Source organism: Mesorhizobium sp. WSM4814 (genome assembly GCF_055811595.1).
Window position 1 is genome coordinate 31,522 of record NZ_JBVVQT010000024.1, and the last position, 16,904, is coordinate 48,425.

Annotated in this window: 14 protein-coding genes and 4 pseudogenes; 8 read left to right on the top strand and 10 right to left on the bottom strand. The window is 61.6% G+C overall.

All coding sequences use genetic code 11. From position 1 onward, the window contains the following. Positions 1-42: 42 nt before the first annotated feature. Positions 43-1,299, bottom strand: a complete 1,257-nt coding sequence (locus AC0L2V_RS26900) for an ABC transporter substrate-binding protein (RefSeq protein ID WP_473521674.1) — start codon at positions 1,297-1,299, stop codon at positions 43-45. A 124-nt stretch (positions 1,300-1,423) separates the two neighbouring features. Further along, positions 1,424-2,476, bottom strand: coding sequence for a LacI family DNA-binding transcriptional regulator (locus AC0L2V_RS26905; protein WP_473521675.1), 1,053 nt, complete (start codon positions 2,474-2,476; stop codon positions 1,424-1,426). Positions 2,477-2,829: 353 nt separating this feature from the next. Between AC0L2V_RS26905 and AC0L2V_RS26910 the strand changes: the two are divergent. The 4 genes and pseudogenes from AC0L2V_RS26910 to AC0L2V_RS26925 all read left to right on the top strand — a co-directional run. Next, a pseudogene (locus tag AC0L2V_RS26910) lies at positions 2,830-3,420 on the top strand (divalent metal cation transporter); the annotation flags it as partial. Between the two features lie 566 nt (positions 3,421-3,986). Further along, positions 3,987-4,163, top strand: coding sequence for a hypothetical protein (locus tag AC0L2V_RS26915; RefSeq protein ID WP_023799002.1), 177 nt, complete (start codon positions 3,987-3,989; stop codon positions 4,161-4,163). A 487-nt stretch (positions 4,164-4,650) separates the two neighbouring features. Continuing rightward, positions 4,651-4,950 (top strand): hypothetical protein, encoded by a 300-nt coding sequence (locus AC0L2V_RS26920; RefSeq protein WP_473521676.1) that lies wholly within the window; start codon positions 4,651-4,653, stop codon positions 4,948-4,950. Between the two features lie 227 nt (positions 4,951-5,177). After that, positions 5,178-5,552 carry a PRC-barrel domain-containing protein gene (locus tag AC0L2V_RS26925; RefSeq protein ID WP_023799003.1) on the top strand — a complete coding sequence of 125 codons (375 nt, stop codon included), beginning with the start codon at positions 5,178-5,180 and terminating at the stop codon, positions 5,550-5,552. Positions 5,553-5,825: 273 nt separating this feature from the next. Here the strand turns inward: AC0L2V_RS26925 and AC0L2V_RS26930 are convergent. After that, positions 5,826-6,077, bottom strand: a pseudogene (locus AC0L2V_RS26930) (patatin-like phospholipase family protein); the annotation flags it as partial. A gap of 14 nt (positions 6,078-6,091) precedes the next feature. After that, positions 6,092-6,991 carry an HNH endonuclease gene (locus tag AC0L2V_RS26935; protein WP_473521677.1) on the bottom strand — a complete coding sequence of 300 codons (900 nt, stop codon included), beginning with the start codon at positions 6,989-6,991 and terminating at the stop codon, positions 6,092-6,094. 197 nt (positions 6,992-7,188) lie between these two features. On the opposite strand from AC0L2V_RS26935, the gene AC0L2V_RS26940 reads away from it, so the two are divergent. Beyond that, entirely contained in the window at positions 7,189-7,731 is a 543-nt protein-coding gene (locus AC0L2V_RS26940) for a dihydrofolate reductase family protein (RefSeq protein WP_473521678.1), read from the top strand. Positions 7,732-8,207: 476 nt separating this feature from the next. On the opposite strand, the gene AC0L2V_RS26945 is transcribed toward AC0L2V_RS26940, so the two are convergent. Continuing rightward, on the bottom strand, positions 8,208-9,218 hold the full coding sequence (locus AC0L2V_RS26945; protein WP_473521679.1) for a phosphatase PAP2 family protein: 1,011 nt from the start codon (positions 9,216-9,218) through the stop codon (positions 8,208-8,210). Positions 9,219-10,118: 900 nt separating this feature from the next. Further along, positions 10,119-10,295: pseudogene (locus AC0L2V_RS26950) on the bottom strand (LysR substrate-binding domain-containing protein); the annotation flags it as partial. Between the two features lie 2 nt (positions 10,296-10,297). On the opposite strand from AC0L2V_RS26950, the pseudogene AC0L2V_RS26955 reads away from it, so the two are divergent. Together AC0L2V_RS26955 and AC0L2V_RS26960 are read left to right on the top strand one after the other, a co-directional pair. Beyond that, a pseudogene (locus AC0L2V_RS26955) lies at positions 10,298-10,516 on the top strand (MBL fold metallo-hydrolase); the annotation flags it as partial. A gap of 475 nt (positions 10,517-10,991) precedes the next feature. Further along, complete coding sequence (locus AC0L2V_RS26960; protein WP_473521680.1) at positions 10,992-12,143, top strand: CapA family protein; 1,152 nt, start codon at positions 10,992-10,994, stop codon at positions 12,141-12,143. 24 nt (positions 12,144-12,167) lie between these two features. Here the strand turns inward: AC0L2V_RS26960 and AC0L2V_RS26965 are convergent, their stop codons facing one another. Together AC0L2V_RS26965 and AC0L2V_RS26970 are read right to left on the bottom strand one after the other, a co-directional pair. Further along, entirely contained in the window at positions 12,168-12,563 is a 396-nt protein-coding gene (locus tag AC0L2V_RS26965) for a cytochrome c family protein (protein ID WP_473521681.1), read from the bottom strand. An 82-nt stretch (positions 12,564-12,645) separates the two neighbouring features. Further along, complete coding sequence (locus tag AC0L2V_RS26970; protein ID WP_473521682.1) at positions 12,646-13,005, bottom strand: hypothetical protein; 360 nt, start codon at positions 13,003-13,005, stop codon at positions 12,646-12,648. 357 nt (positions 13,006-13,362) lie between these two features. On the opposite strand from AC0L2V_RS26970, the gene AC0L2V_RS26975 reads away from it, so the two are divergent. Beyond that, complete coding sequence (locus tag AC0L2V_RS26975; RefSeq protein ID WP_473521683.1) at positions 13,363-14,514, top strand: helix-turn-helix transcriptional regulator; 1,152 nt, start codon at positions 13,363-13,365, stop codon at positions 14,512-14,514. Positions 14,515-14,683: 169 nt separating this feature from the next. Here the strand turns inward: AC0L2V_RS26975 and AC0L2V_RS26980 are convergent, their stop codons facing one another. After that, on the bottom strand, positions 14,684-15,568 hold the full coding sequence (locus AC0L2V_RS26980; protein WP_473521684.1) for a patatin-like phospholipase family protein: 885 nt from the start codon (positions 15,566-15,568) through the stop codon (positions 14,684-14,686). Positions 15,569-15,605: 37 nt separating this feature from the next. Then, positions 15,606-16,856 (bottom strand): M16 family metallopeptidase, encoded by a 1,251-nt coding sequence (locus AC0L2V_RS26985; protein WP_473512955.1) that lies wholly within the window; start codon positions 16,854-16,856, stop codon positions 15,606-15,608. Between the last annotated feature and the right edge of the window lie 48 nt (positions 16,857-16,904).

Here is a 16,904-nt window from a genome sequence, read left to right on the forward strand (position 1 = left end):
CCTGTGGTCCGACCTCCCCTCAAAGGGGAGGTAAGCCGGCGCTTACTGCTGCGGCGCCGAATCGATGATCGACTGCATGGTTTCCTGCGCGTTGGCGATGGCGCCATTGACGTCCTCGCCGAAGAAGACCTCGTTGACCATCTGGTTCCACGGACCGTTGGCGGAGTTGATCAGGTCGTTGAACACCACCGAATAGGGCGTGCGACCCTTGGCCATCGCCTCGGCGGCGATCTTGTAGCGCGGGTCCAGATCTTTCAGCGCCTCGTTGGCGATGTCGCCGCGTACCGGCAGGCTGCCATATTTCGCCAGGATGGTCTGGCCCTCGAGCGAATAGGCGAAATCGAGGAATTCCTTCACCACCGCAACCTTGGTCGTGCCCTTGGTGACGACGAAATTGTCGCCGCCGGCAAAGGACGACCAGCCGCCATCCTTGCCCGGCAGGAAGGTGACGCCGTAGTCGATGTCTGGGTATTGCGTGTTCAGGGCGCCGATGGCGAAGGCACCGGACGGCGAGATGCCGATATTGCCGGCGGCAAACGCCGCAAAGAAGTTGGAGCCGGTATCGGTCTGCGCGCCTGCCGGCACCAGGTCCTTCTTGACCATCGAGCGGTAAAGATCGATGGCGCCGCGCAGTTGCGGGCTGTCGAGCGTCGCCTTCGAGCCGTCCTCGGTGAGGATGTCGCCGCCCGAGGCCCAGATCAGCGGCGTGAAGGTGAAGATGTTGCAGCCGCCGCAATTGCCGGAGAAATAGAAGCCTTTGATATCGCCGCCAAGCGCGTTGACCTTTTCGGCATAGGCCTCGATCTCGGCCCAGTTGGTCGGCCCCTTTTCAGGGTCGAGGCCGGCCTGCTTGAACAGATTCTTGTTCCAGATCAGTACCGAGCTATCGGCGGAGAAAGGCAGCCCGTAGATGCGGTCCTTGTAGGTGCCGGTTTTGACGTGCGCCGGCGACAGGCTGTTGAAATAGGGCAGCGATTTCGCCCAGTCGGTGATGTCTTCCAGCTGGCCGGCGGCGGCGAAGGACGGCGTGTAGATCAGGTCGAGCGACAGCGCATCGGGCGCCGTGCCGCCGGCGGCGGCAGCGCCGTATTTCGGGATGATCTCGGCATTGGGGATGATGTCCAGCTTGATCTGGTTCTCATGCCCCTTGTTGAAGGCATCGACGATGCGCGGCATGAAGTTCGAGCCGTCGGCGCGAACCCAGATGTTGGCGGTCTCGGCAGCGGCGGCCGACCCGACCGCTGCGAGCGTGGAAAAAATGCTCGCGGCAAAAGCGAGCCCGGCAATCGTAGTTTTCATGGTTCTCCTCCTCATTTTTTTCTCCTCATTCGGCAGCGCTGCCCTGCAGGCGCGCGCGACCTTTTGCCTTGATGCATGTCGTGATCCCAAAACCGCTGCGCACTTTTGGGCGACATGCATTGCTTCAACCGCCCAGTGGACGGCCGCATGACTGACGCACCACCAGCCGGCACGGCAGTTTTCTTATGCCCGGCTCGGCGGGTTCGCCGCCGACGAGCGAAAGCAAGGTAAGGCCAGCCTCGCGCCCGAGTGCCGCCAGGTTCATGTCGACGGAGGTCAGCGGCGGGCGGGTTGCCTCGGCGACGATCTGCCAATTGTCGAACCCGATGACGCCGACATCGCCCGGCACGCCAAGCCCGCGCTCGCGCAGCGCGTCGATGACGCCGCGCGCGATCTGGTCGTTGCCGCAAAACACGGCATCGGGCTTTTCGCCCCCGCGCTTCGACAGCTTACCGTCGAAAAGCGTCTTCACCGCCTCGTGACCCCACGCTTCCGACCACGATCCGAGCAATGGTTCCATGACCGGCAAGCCTTTCTCGGTCAGCACGTCACGATAGGCCTGGGCCCGCGCGTGCACCACCGCAAAACTCGCCGGCCCGCTGACATGGGCGATGCGCCGCCGGCCAAGCCGGCAAAAATGCTCGACCGCCAGGCGCGCGCCGCCGGCATCATCAGAGACAAAGGCGATGGCGCGCGGATCGGGCTGGGTGAAGGCGTAGATCACGGGAACGCCGAGATTGGACAGATCGACCGGCAGATGACGATCGATGCGCTTGCCGGTGGCGATGATGCCGTCGACGCGCTTGTCGAGCATGGCATCGACATGCAGCTGACCGAGGCGCTGGTCATCCTCGACATTGCACAAAAACACCGAGACGCCCTTGTCGACCAGCGCATCCGAAATGCCCGACATGACCGGCAACGAAAAACGGCCATAGGTGTCGTTGGTCAACAGCCCGACGGTGAACGAGCGCCGGCGCAACAGGCTCTGCGCCAGGCTGTTCGGGCGAAAGCCGAGCCGCTGCGCAGTCTCGCGAATGCGCTCGCGGGTCTCGGCCGTCATCCGCCCCTGCCCGTTCAGCGCCTTCGACGCCGTCGCAACGCTGACGCCGGCAAGGGCAGCCACCTCACGCAGGGTTACGGGCTTGGTGAAGACTGGCTGGGCGTCGGAGGCCATGGTGCGCAGTGAATTCCTTAGTTGAGAAAAGGTTTTCTCTTATCCTCTTGCGAAGTGCCGACTGGTGAGGTCAGCGAGCCCGAGGCGATTTGGGAAAAGGTTTTCTCAGAGGAGATTAGGGGAAGGATGCGGGGATGGCAAGAGGGATAGATTTGGTTTTGGGCGTGTCTGAGATTTCTTGCTAGGTGCGGTGATCTACGACCGCTTTGCGCCACTACCGGTCATTCGCAGCGCGCCTCGTTAGCTGACCTTCAGCCACCGGCCGGAGTCGACCCCCTTTTGCGGACACTGGTTGTCATCCGGATAGGAGAACACAGGATAAAGATTCATGATGCTAACATCCCGATTATTAGCCCGCCCAAGGCCCGGCTGCTCTTGAACGTATAAGCTTCGACACGATGGCCGGGATGGCAGCCTCGAACATCGTCGGCTTGGCGATTATTCTGACCGCGGCGTCCACGCTGCACCCGGGCGGCATCACCGAGATAGAGACCTCGGCACAGGCGGCGGAAGCGCTGCGCCCTCTTGCCGGCCCCCTTGCTTCGACGCTCTTCGCCCTGGGCATCGTCGGCACGGGCCTCCTTGCAGTGCCTGTTCTGGCCGGCTCGGCAGCTTACGCGATCGGCGAAGCGCTACGCTGGCCCACCGGGCTGACGCGAAAGTCCATGAAAGCAAAAGCCTTTAACGGAACAATCATGCTCGCGACCGTGATCGGGGCGGTGCTCAACTTCACGCCGATAAATCCGATAAAGGCGCTTGTCTGGACGGCGGTGATCAACGGCATCGTCGCCGTTCCGGTCATGGGGATCATGATGTATTTCGCCACACGCCGGGATGTGCTCGGGCAGTTCGTCGTCACCGGGGTGCTCAAATGGCTTGGATGGCTGACCACCGTCGTGATGGCCGTGGCTGTTGTAACGATGGGGGTGGCCGCCTTCGCCTGACGTGCCGGGCGTAGGAGGGGCCCGATTCCCTGGCAAATCAATTCGGTCAATCTTCGCGGCCTGCCTGCATGTCCTTCACAGTATTTGGCGATCGGGCGAGCCGTTTCGTTGGTCAGCGTTAGCCATTCCGGCATGATGCCCGATCCTACCGCTCGACTACGCCGTCAGGCGTGAGGGATGCCTGCGGGGCAAAGATGCAGCCGATTGCGCAGCGAGCCGATGGGAAGGCGTCTGATCGCTGAGCCGGCTGTAGAGTTCAAATGCCGATTACGCGGGTCGATACAACGCTGCGGAAACCGGGTTGGACATCACCGCGTCCATCTTGCCCACCTGGACCGGGGCCTGAGCTTGGCGGCATGGCGGAGTTGCTCCCAATTGATCGCATCTTCGACTATCCGGCCATCTTGGCATTCCGTCGAACGCGTTCATCGACGCACCCATTTTCCTTCGTTCACGCGTGAGATGCGCGATCGATTTCATTTCGGAGCCGGCCATGCTTATTTTCCTTGGCTGCTGGAACTTTCAGTGAGAGCGCATGTTGGTTTCCCAGCTATGGGAGAGAAACCATGAACAAGGATGAAGTGAAGCGCTCTGCGAAAAGCGGCGAAGTTAAGGCAAAGCCTGGCAAACCGGCTGGTGACAAGAAAATGAGTGCCGGCGGAACTGCCGGCAAGCTTGACGAAAGCACCAAGAAGGGCCTTGGGAAGACCGAGGACAAGATCAAGGATCGTCTCAAGGGTTGATCAGACGTCAGGGCCGCAACCGTATCGCGGCCCTGCTGCCTAGACCCTTACATTCGGATCGTTGACGGTCACCGACCGCAGCACCTACACAGCCTGTTCTCACCCGCATCAGTGACTTCAGGCTTGTCGGTCATTTGCACTTGCTAAAGTTCACGGAACTCGCGACCTTGTTCGGCGGCGATGCCGGTTTCCCGCACCAAGCCTTGGATATGCATTAAGGTCGGACTTAGAGCGCTAAACAACTCTGCCGGTTGGGACGTCAACGGCCGATTCTGCACAACCGATCTGTCTGAAACTGCCGTTTAGAACTTCACCTGGCGGCATCGATTTCGCGACCTCTTCCGGTCGCGACGCGCAACTCTACCAACCTCCGGCGACAGTGAAAATCGCTTCCTGTGCGGCTACTGAAGAGGCGATTCTTGAAAACGGAACATCCCTACATTGTCGCAGTTTACATTAGTGTAAGATAAACAAGAGAACCGGGGCCATGGGCCGAACCCTGCTGGTTTTCTCGGCGTTAATGCTCTCCTTCGCTCAGGCGGGGGCGCAGGAATGGCAGGAGTTCGGCATCGAAAGGTTTGGGTTTGTTTTCGACGTGCCGCCCGAGTTCGAACTGTTGCATCGTTCAAAGGACGGCGATGGCGCGGCCTTCCAATCCCCGACGGAGCCCTCCTCGCCGTCTGGGGCACCGACGTCGCCGAAAGCGACTTCCTGCCTCAGGTCAAGAAACAGATCAGTCAGGACGAAAAAGAAGGCTGGAAATTCATCTATCGCGGCTGACGCGTGAATGGGCAAGTTACTCGGGGATCAAAGACGACCAGATCCGATATGTCAGAGGCATAACGGTTGCGGCGATCGCGCCACCATGTTCCTGATGGACTACAGCATGGAGCAAAAAGTTGCCTACGATCGCTCGCTCAAGCCAGAAGATTGCTGACGGCTGGTCCGCACAATCCTTGGAACTTCGAGGGGACGGACCCGTTTTTGCTCCATACCGACGGGAAGGAGCAAATCATGACAAACCAGGACCCCGACATTCGTGAGACCCACGATCTTATCGCCAGCGACATGGTCGTCGGCACCAACGTCTATGACATCCAGGGAAATCACATCGGGCAGGTCGAAAGGCTGATCCTCGAGAAGAGGGGCGGCAGGGTATCCTATGCCGTTCTCAGCTTTGGTGGTTTTCTCGGAATTGGCGACGACTACTATCCGCTGCCGTGGCAGAAGCTCGACTATGACGAGAGCCTTGCAGGATTCCGCATTGACATCACGAAGGAGCAAGTTGAAGGCGCTCCGCGCTATGCTCGCGACCAGGATTTCGACTGGAATGCCGAGAGTGGCCGCCGCGTTTACGACTACTACGGCGTCCGACCGTATTGGGTGTAGCGAAGCCTCTATTGCGCGTTCGTGCCGGCAAGGCGAGTTGGACCGGCGGGCCTTTCGCAGAGACCAAGGAGCATCTGGGTGGCTTCCTGCTCATCGAGCGAAGAACCTGCGGAGGCGATGGAGATCGCGGAGCGGGACTCGCTCGCTCGAATGGGGGCCCGCTTCCGTGACGCCAATAGGCGGCCGGAATGGCCGATTCGGGTCATGCGCGCTGGTTGGGCCCGAATGTCCGGTTTCTGAAAGTAAAATCGGTCCCGGAAGGTCCGGTCAGGGTCAAAAGCGACAGTTCCAACTCTCCCCTTCGCGAGGCGCACCCCTGCACCGACCACCTTCCCGCTTTAGCTCGTCCATAATGTCAGCCGTTTCGGCCAGCAAGGCATCGATCTTCATGAAATGGAGCAAGCGGTATTTCGACACCGCCGGGCGGATCAAGATGATCGAGCTGACACTGCTCACCTTGTTGGCAATGATCGACCGCATCATCAGTTGCGCGGCGCCGAACATCGGGTCGACTGAGGTCGGGTGTCCGGCGACGCGCCTCACTGCTTGAAGCAGTGGTCGCGGTGCCATTGCAGGAAATGAGCATGCGGGCGTTCCGACTGTCGGCGAGGCGGAAGCGCGCGACGGGCCTTGTTTATGAATGCCTGCACGCTGTCGAGGTCGTTGACCTGTCGCGAGATCAGAATTTCCAAGTCATCGGATAGGCTGATCAATCCGCGATCGAACATCCAGTGTGCTGTACCAGACAGTGCGATCCCATTGTTGATGACATCCGGGCCGTTCGCTTCGACCGGTCGAATATGGGCGGCGGAAACTTCGGCCCGGCCGCCGCCATTGATCAACTTCAGTCCCGTGATCGCGCACCGCTCATCATAGGCGCGCAAGACGATGCGACGAAAAATGCGATCCCGCACAATTCGCGATCCGATGTAGCTTAGGCGATCACGGCTCTGCTCGAATTCGAATGGCGCCTGCTCATCCTGAAAGCCAGCAGATGTACCGGTCTCATCAACGCGCGATAGCAACAACTCATTCGTCTCCAGGCCCAAATCGATAATGCGGTTGAAGTCGCTTGGACTGATCGGCCGAACGGCCGATTGGGCGCGACCGGAAATCCGCTCTTGGTCGTTGAGCAAGCCTCGTTCAACGAGACCGTCAGTTCCGTTGAACGGGACAGGATTGACGAAATCGAGATAGGTTCCGGGCTCAATCAGAGCGAGATACATATCAGGCGTCACAGGATCGGGAATTACCTGTTGGACTTTGGCTACCGCGTAATAGCCACGGGTCTCGTCTACCTTGCTAGGCTCGTAGTAGATGATCCAGTCGCCGACGCATGCTTCGACACGACGTAGATACGGGCGAGGAAACTGGTATTGCTCTGCGGGGCGGTCGTTGTAGATCGAATCTGGGCGGTGAATGAAGACCCCGAATCCCATGAGTTTCCTGCAATGCGTTCTTTGGGAATATCACCAATCCGATCTTGGGAACTTAGTCCAGGTCGGAGAAGCTTTTCCCCATGGTATCGGTCCTTTGGAGGCGGATAGGGAAAGCCCCGAACAAGCGACCGCGCTATTTTCACGGAACGTGTCGCAAAAGGCCACCGCCGTCCGTCCTCTGACAGAAGGAGAGCGCCATGCGAAAACTCATCGTCACCGAATTCATCAGCGTCGATGGCATCGCCGAGGTCGAGAAGCTGCCCAGCGTGACTTGGAGCGATGAAATGCAAAAGTTCAAGGAGGATGAGCTTGCCGACAGCGGCGCCATGCTTTTGGGGCGCACGACCTATGAGATTTTTGCCGGCTCATGGCCCAAGGAAACCGGAGATTTCGCCGACCGGTTCAACGCGCTGCCGAAATATGTCGCGTCGACGAGCTTGAAGGCGCTCGACTGGAAACCGGCCGAGTTGCTGAAGGGCGCATTGCCGGAAGCGGTCAGGCAACTGAAGCAAGGCAGCGGCGGCAACATCTATGTGCATGGCAGCCTCAGCGTCGCGCAGGAATTGCTGCGCCATAACCTGGTCGACCGCGTCAGGTTGCTCAGCTACCCCGGCGCCGTCGGCCAGCGCAAGCCGCTGTTCCCGCCCGGCGAGCAACTACCGCTCGAGTTGATTTCGGCCACGCCATTCAGCAATGGCGTGGTGGCGCTTGAATATGCGCCTGTAGTTGCGAAGTCGTGATGAGCGAGCGCCGATGACGGGCAATCTCCCCCCTCATAGGTCCCTCATGGGGGAGTGCCCGGCAGGGCAGAGGGGGCGCGAAAGAACGCGGGCCTTCGTTTCAACCTGTGATGGGCTGGGAACTTGCGCGGTTACGCTATGCAATCGACTGATAGGTTGGCGGGACAGCGCCCCCCTCTGGCCTGCCGGCCATCTCCCCCACAAGGGGGGAGATCGGCAGCTTCAGCCTCGGCGCCCCTGCCCGCCTGTCTCCTCCTTCTGCTCAGGACTTTCGGTGTGTTCGCGAGCCGCTCTCAGCCTCATTCGGCTACATCATGAGCACGGGCACGACGCAGCGGCTCGCGCTCACAATGTTGATGTCTCATTCACCGAGGTCTCGATGCCAGCGATCTCGTCGATGTGAAGGACTTGCTCGGCCAACTGCCATGGGTCGCAAATGGTCGAGATGGCATCAAAAGAGGGCCTCCTTCCTTTCGCTAGTCCGCCCCGTCGGTTTTTGCCCGCTCGATGAATTTCTCCGCGACCGCTTTGCCGAGTGCGGCACCGGCCTTGTTGTCCATCTCATAGTGGATGCCGGCCCAGACGCGGGAATCACCCGCCTCTTTGCCAACGGCGCGGATGAACTCCGCATGGCCGGGAAACAGGTACGCCAGGACCTCGCATCGGGCAGTCGAGAGCGCGGAGTGGTTCGACGGATAACTGGGATGGGCCGGCACCGCGAACAGGGGAGTGATGCTCGCGTCAAGCATGTTGGGCCGCAGGTACCAATAGGCGTACTTCCCGTCGTTGCTTGCAATGAAGGCGTCGTAATGGACCGTTGCGAGCATCGCGTAAGCCCGCGCGGCACGCGGCGGGTTCGTATCCGTCTTGTCCTCGAACATCCACTTGCTGGCATAATCATACCAGTCGGTGAACAGGCCGGATGGGCTTTGCCAGTAGAACGCTTTGTAGCTGCTAGGGAATTTTCGCTCAAACTGTCGGACCGCGTCCATCTCGGCCTTTACGGCCGCGGACTGGCAGTCGGGCGGCGCCGGCGGCCTGAATTCATCGGATGCCGCCAGCAGGATCGGCTTCCAGTTTGGCATGTTTACATTGGCGGGTTTGTTCCCGACCCACATGCACGGCCCGGTCGGAACAGTGCCGGTCCACGCCGCATCGGAGCCATCGGCCTTTGCCCGCGCAATCACCTGCTCTGCGATCCTGCGCCCCAACTCCAGGCCGGCGGAAGAATCGCTTGGGAACTGGACACCGGCAAGGACACGCGACTGTGCCGCTTCTTCGGCCATTGCCTTGAACGACGATGTCTCTTCGGGAAAGAAATAAGAAAGAACGGTCGCGGCAGCTCCGGCGGCTGCGGCATGCTCGGATGGATAGGAGGGACTCCGCGGCGGCGGCAGCGCAGTCGCCAGTGTCGCATCCGCCTCGCTCGGGCGCGGCCGATTGTAGAAGTACTTCGCGTCCCAGGCAGCAATGGTGGCGTCATACATCGCCATCGTCAAATAGGAGTAAACGCGGTGCGCATTTGGAATCTGCTGGTTTTCGAGAAGGCGATTGTTGACCAGATCGATCCATCGGTACCCAGGCGAGCCGGCGTCCCAGAAGGTGATTTTGTCGGCGGCAGCCGGATCCTTTTGCGCCAAGAGATCCCGCATCTGTGCCAATTCGGCTGCTGCGGCGGAGGCGTCAGGCGGCGGCGGGACTCGGAAGTCCTCGCCAGACGTGATTACCCACGTCTTCCACGTTCCAGCCTCTGGTTCTATCAAATCCGATTGGGCGAAAGCGCAGTTCCCTGAAAAAAGGATTACTGCGCAGGCCTTGCCAAAACCGCTAAGCATGCGAGCCTCCCATAGGTGCCCCCGCCCAAAGACGGAAGTTTTTCCGTTTTCAAACCTTTATTTTAGTGAAGACTAAATCATACTCCGAGATGCTGCCGGGTAAAAGGGATAAAGTTAGAGCCCGGCAGTGTCGATCTCAGTCGACCTGTCGCCCGGCGCCAATTCCAACCGGCAGGAGAAGCGCGAAGCAGTGGTGGGCGGTCGGTGCTTGTTGCCCGAGATGGTCATCTCCTCCAACAAGAGGGGAGATCGGCAGTTCGGGCCTTGGCGGTCATCTTGCAACGCTGGTGATTGGCGAAGGCGCCGATGACGGCCAATCTCCCCCCTTGAGGGGGAGATGGCCGGCAGGCCAGAGGGGGTTGTCTCACGTAATGCGCCAACCTCCACCGTCGCAAGCGAGGAGGTCGCGCCCGATCGAACCGACCCCCTCTGCCCTGCCGGGCATCTCCCCCTCAAGGGGGGAGATCGGCAGCTTCGGCCTCGGCGCTCCAAGCTCGCCCGTTTCGGTCATCAGCGTGCCTCGCCCCGACCTTACAGCGCCCGCTCCCCGCTTCACCCCATCCGCTGCTCAGCAGCAATCAGCATCTCGACAAACCTGGTCACCTTGGGCGGCCGGAACCGTGCGGCGGGGTAGACCGTGTAGATGCCTCCGGAGGGCAGCCGCCACTCGGGCAGGACCTGGACGAGCCGCCCCGTGGCCAACTCATCCCGCACCAAAAAATCCGGCAGAAATCGTCGTGCCCGGCCACATGACGCCGGAGGCCGCCACCGACCTCTCGGGCGTCGAGCACACCAAAACCTATCTCATCGCCTTCGAGCAAGAACTGGCCAAGGCTAAGGACGCGGCCGCGCTCAAGGGCGCCATGGAAGCCCGCTTCCCCGGCCTCGGCATGGGCGTGGCGCTCGACATCGGCTCCAAGGTCGCCACCGGCGAGATGAAGTGGGGCTGAGAGCGCCAAGCTGGAATGAAGCCGCGCTCCAATAGGGATTCTTGCGAAGATGGACCCCCACCCTAACCCTCCCCACAAGGGGGAGGGAACGCTGCCGCGCGCCCTCACTTTGCCTTTGGAAAGACAGGCAATTTGCCGAGGTCAGCGCCAGCAGAAGTCTCCCTCCCCCTTGTGGGGAGGGTTAGGGGTGGGGTACATCGTAGAGCGAAAGCCTCGGCTATACGGGGAGAAGTGCCCGGCAGGGCGATGAGGGGCAGCGCAAACCTGGAGTGATTGCCGTTCGCGGTCGCTCAGCCCCCTCACCAAGATTCTGAAACCGCCCCAGGTGCTCTTGGTTCCCCAGATGCCGGAGCGATGCGCCTCGAGCTGCACGATCTGGCTGTGGCCGACGAACAGGTTGGCGATGCGATCCGCGCAAATTGGCCGGGAACCCCTTGGGGTCACCGGGTGTTGGCACGCAGGAGGTTCGAGAGCGATGCCGCAGATCGCGAACAACGCCGCCGCAGGATCTGAATGGTCCGTCCGAAGCAGCGCAAAACTGTTCCTGTGCGGCGACGTGATGCTCGGGCGCGGCATCGACCAAATCCTCGCCAGTCCCGGCGATCCGCACCTTGGCGAGCGCTATGTCAAATCGGCGACGACCTATGTCGAGCTTGCCGAACGCGTCAACGGCCCGATCCCGAGAAAGGTCGACGAGGCGTATGTCTGGGGCGATGCGCTCAGCGAATTGGAGCGTGAAGCGCCCGATGCGCGGATCATCAATCTCGAGACCAGCATCACCACCAGCCTGTCCCTGGCGCCCAAGGGGATCAATTACAAGTTGAACCCGGCAAACATCGGCTGCCTGGCGGCGGCACGGATAGACTGCTGCGTGCTCGCCAACAACCATGTGCTCGACTGGGATGAGCCTGGCCTCGTCGAGACCCTCGATACGCTGCGGCTTGCCGGCCTCGCCTATGCCGGGGCCGGGCTTGACGCGGACGAGGCGGCGGCGCCTGCCGTCATTGAACCGGCCGGCGGGGGCCGCGTGCTGGTCTTCGGCTTTGCGCTCGAGACCAGCGGCGTTCCAGCTTCATGGGCAGCCGGAGCTTACAAGCCAGGCGTCAATTTGCTGGCGGATCTCTCGGCCCGGTCGCTCGAGCAGATCGCCCGATCTGTGCAAGCCATAAAACAGCCTGGCGACCTCGCGGTGGCCTCGATCCACTGGGGCGGCAACTGGGGCTACCAGGTCCCGGCTGAACAACGCGCGCTTGCCCATGCTCTCATCGATGTTGCAGGTTTCGATGTCGTGCATGGGCACTCCTCCCACCATCCCAAGCCGATCGAAATCCATCACGGCCGGTTGATCCTCTACGGATGCGGCGACTTCCTCACCGACTATGAAGGAATCACCGGCAACGAAACGTTTCGTGGTGAGCTTGCGCTGATGTACCTGCCGCGGCTCGCCGTACCGGGCGGTACGCTTGTTTCGCTCGACCTCGTGCTGTTCCAGCTCGCCAGGTTCCGGCTAAACCGCGCCCTGCGCGAAGATGCCGCCTGGCTCGCTGCCATGCTTGAGCGCGAGTGCTCACCTTTCGGCACGCATGTGGCGCTCGGGAGCGATAACCGTCTCACCGTGCTTTGGTGAAGCGCCTGCGGTAAGCCAGCGGCACTAATTTTCCAGCCTCTCGGGCCGACCCCGGCCAAGCGCACCGTCGGCGCGGGCCTGCAAATAGGCGTAGATGTCGTCGATGTAGGGAGCGACGTTGGGATCGTCGGCGAAGCCCTTCATCACCGAAGTGCCGCTGCGCACGCCGTCGCGAACATTGCGCCGGAAGACCTCGATGCCGGGCAGCCGGTCGACAAGCGCCGAGGCGAAGGTCGAGCCCATGCCGTCGGGGCCATGGCAGTGATTGCAACTGCCATGGTAGCGGCGAAAACCGTTATAGGTTCGCGCATCGACCTTGTTGCCGGCAGCCTCGTAGAACTTGCCCGAGGCCAGCTCAGCTGAAGACGCGGCGAAGCCGGCGGTCACGACGACGAGACACAGGACGAGCCATGCAGACATCGTCTGTCGCCGACGTTGCAGGCTCATCCAGCGCCGCCGCAACGCGCATGTCCCTTGATCTGTTGGATCACTCGACCTTGGATCAGTCGACGGCGAGCTTCGGGGTAGAAACCACGATCCCGTCTATCGGATGCGGGCTGACGACAAGCTTGCCGCCGACGCGCGATATGTCGATGATTTGGTCCGACTCGCCCAGTTTGCCCGGCACTGAGACCGCGACCATCTGGTTCTCGGTCAGTGTCGCCACGAAACGCACCGGCAAGCCAGCCTCGCCCTGCGCGATTGTGGTGACCACCCGATAGCCGTCCTCCTGAGGCGTATAATAGACGACACCAAGGAAGCCGGTGAGATCGATGCTTTCGGCCTTCATGGCTCCAAGCTCGTCGGCATGCGCGGGCATCGCCGCCATGCAAAGTGCTGCAAAAGCAATGTACCTGTACATAATGCTGCTCCATCCCGAATTGTCCGGGACGAACCCGGCTCAAGGTTTCAACAATAGACGGTTGCGCGCCGTGTTAGTCGGCGCACGCAGGCAGAAATTCTGGATTAGTCCCCCCGGCTGCACCACAGTGGCGAAGGCCCGCGAGCCAGGAACGCGCTGAACCCCACTGGTTGTCACAGTTAAGTGTGACCTTATCTTCTGGGCGAGAGTATTTCACCGCCCGGGTCCTTGCGCATCCCCTGTTTGGGGGAGATAATCGGAATTTAAGCGATCGCTAAAATTTGGAGAGGCGAGAGCACCTGTGGGAGCGCGCTACTTTCCGCGTCGGACGCGCTGTCGACATGCGGGGGGCCGTCGATGGCCAAGGCATTGTCGCATCATGATCTGTCGAAGCTGATCGGCTCAATCTATGATTGCGCACTCGACCCTGGGCGATGGGAGCAGGCGCTGGCTGGGATCAGGGATGCGCTCGATGCCCAGACTGCGGTTCTGCAGCTTGACGACCTCGCCAATGATCGGCTGCTGATCTACAGGACCGTGGGAATAGAGCCATACTGGCTGGAGCAACAGGCGAAATATATCCCCGAGATCCACGCCCGGCTGCTCGAGGATCTCTCGACATGGCCTTCGCTCGATATGCCGCATGTGGTCTCACGCCATATCCCTCAAACCTACCTGGAGACCTCCCGATATTTTCAGGAGTTCCTGAAGCCGCAAGGCCTGGTCGACGTCATGTCGTTCTTCCTGATCCACACCCCTACCCGCCTTGCCGGCTTCGCCGTTGCTCGGCATAAGCGGCAAGGCATTATCACCGAGCGCGAAATCAAGCTTGGCAGACTGTTGCAGCCGCATGTGCGCCGTTCGGTGATAATCAGCAACATGCTGGACATCGGCACTGTCGAGCGCGCAGGAATGGCCGAGGCACTCGATGCGCTCACATGCGCCGTGGTCCTCACCAATGAACGTGGCGCCGTCCTGCACGCCAACCGCTCGGCCAAGCACATGCTGCGGAGCGGCGGCCCGATCCAGGATGTCCGGGGCATTCTGCAAGCGAAGATCCCGTCGGCTTCCAGGGAACTTCACAGCGCCATCATGCTTGCGGCTCAGGATGAGGTCAGCATCGGTAAGACAGGGCTTGCCGTCCTCCTCAGCGAATCCGGCCTGCCGCCCGTCTTCGCCCGCGTGCTGCCGATGGCCGGCGGCGACCTGCGCGCCGGCATGGAACCCGCGGCGGTAGCCGCGGTGTTCATCGGCAATGCACCGGACGAGCATGACGCCGCCGGAATGCTGGCGAGAGCCTTCGGGCTTACGCTCGCCGAAACCCGCGTGCTCGCCAGCCTTGTCGCCGGGCACACCTTGGCCGAGACCGCCGCCAGCCTTCACATTGCCAACGCGACCGCCAAGACGCATCTCGACAATATCTTCCAGAAGACCGGCGCCTCCCGCCAGGCCGATCTGATGCGCCTCGTCATGCAGATCGTTCCGCCCGCCGGGCAGCCTGGTCCCTGAACCACACTCGTTCACCGCTTTGGATACAGGTATCCAACGCCGCGGATGGTCTTGATCAGTTCCGGCTTGGCCGGGTCCAGTGCCGGACCGGGAAGCGATCAGCCAAACGGTTCCGGTCCGGCGGAAAATGTTCGGCGCTTGCGCTTGTTTCGATTGAAGCCGCCAGGCGTCAGACTTTCCGCGCCACGCCCCCAACCTGCTTGGGGCGCTTGCTCGTGTCGGCCTTGGCCCGCGCCTCCACCGCCTTCTCGATCTCCCGCTTCAGCTCGTCCTTGATATCAGCCGTTTCGGCCATCAAGGCGTCGATCTTCATGAAATCGAGCACGCGGTATTTCGACACCGCCGGCCTAACCAATATGTCCGGCTGGCATTGCCTCAGCTTGGCGGCGATGATCGACTGCATCATCAATTGCGTGGCGCCGAACATCAGGTCGACGGAGGTCGGGTATTTGCGCCCGCCTTTGGCCGGCGCGCCGACGACGTCGACGGCGATGATGATGTCGGCGTCGTCCTCGATCAGGTCGAACGGCACCGGATTGTAGATGCCGCCGTCGATCAGCAGCCTGCCGTCGCGCATCACCGGTCGGAATACCGCGGGAATAGCCGCCGAAGCGGCAAGCGCTGAATGCAGGTCGCCGTCGCGCAGCACGGCGAGCTTATGGCCGAAGAAATCCGTTGCCGTCACCTTCAACGGTATTTTCAGCTCGGCGAAGCTTTCGGGTATGGCGTCGGGCATGAATGCCTTGAGGATGCGCTCGACATTGAACTGGGTGACACCCAGCCCGCCCCGCAGCGCCTCGGCAAAGGTGCCTGGCCGCGCCCGCCACATGCGCGCCGCCACTTCGGCGCGGCGGCCGAGGATCGAGCGCATGTAGTGGTGAATGCCGCTGCCGGCCATGCCCGAAGCCATGCCGGCGCCCATGATGGCGCCGATTGATGAGCCTGATATGGCGACCGGCCTTATACCCAGCTCGTCCAGCACCTCGATGACATGGATATGCGCCAGCCCGCGCGCGCCGCCGCCGCCGAAGGCGATGCCGAAGCTCGGGCTCATCCCCTGCCCCTCATTTGGCCCTGCCCCCCATTTGGGCTCATTCCTCCTTGGCCTCGCCGTGCTTCGGCCCGACGACCATGACGGCCGGCTCGGCGGAAAGCAGCTTTTTCGCCGCCGCCTTGACCTGATCCAGCGTCACCGCGTTGATGAGGGCGGCGCGGCGCTGCATATAGTCGCTGCCGAGCTTGTCGAGCTGCAGCTCGAGCAGCGTCGCGGCGATGGCGGCGGAGGAGTTCAGGTTGTTGATGGCGTAGGCGCCAATCAAGTATTTCTTGGTCGCCGCCAGTTCTGCTTCGGTCGGCCCTTCCTGGGCCATGCGCTTCACCACCTCGCGCACGACAGCCAAAGTCTCGGCCGCCCGGTCCGCGCGGGTCGCCGTGGTGATGGCCAGGGCGTTGGCGTGCCGGTGGTCGACCAGGTCGGAACTGACGCTGTAGGCCAGACCGCGTTTTTCACGCACCTCTTCGAACAGCCGCGAGGTGAAGGCGCTGCCGCCGAGGATCTCGTTCATCAGAACCGCGGCGAAGAAATCCGGCGCACTCCGCTCGACGCCGGGATAGGCGAGTTGCAGCGACGTCTGGGGCTGGTCGTAATTGACCTCGATCTGCTGGTTGAGTTTCGGATCGACATCGGCGACCGCGCTAAGCGCCTGATGTTGCGGCAGGCCGCCGAAGACCATATCGAGCTTTTTCTTCAACGTCTCGGCATCGATGGCACCGACCACCGCCACATGCAGGCCATCACGAGCAAAATTCGCCTTGTGAAAGGCGATGAGATCGTCCGGCGTGATGGTGGCGATGCTTTGCCTGGTGCCCTCTTCGGGCCACGCATAGGGATGGGCGCCGTATAGTGCCTCCAGCCATTTGCGCTGGGCGAGCGTGTCCGGGTCAAGCTCGTTGGCGATGATGCCGGACAGCACTTGCGCGCGAATTCGGTCGATTGGCGCCTGGTCGAAACGCGGCTCGGTGACCGCCAGCCGCAACAGGTCGAACGCCGCGTCGCGCTGCTCGGCAAGCATGCGCATCGAGCCATAGGTGCCGTCGCGCGCCGCTTCGAAGCTCATCTCGGCGCCGACGTCGTCGAGCTTGATCTGGAAGGACTCGCTGTCGAGATTGCCGGCGCCCTCGTCGAACAGGCCGCTCATCAGATTGGCAAGGCCCACCTTTCCAGCGGGATCCTGCGTCGTGCCGCCGTCGAAGGCGAAGCGGATGGCGACGAGCGGCACGGAATAGTCCTCCACCAGCCAGGCGGTGATGCCCTTTGACGACGTCACCTCCTGGATGCTCATGGCCGCACGAGCGGAAAGCGCCGGCAGGACGAGGAAGACGAGGGAGAG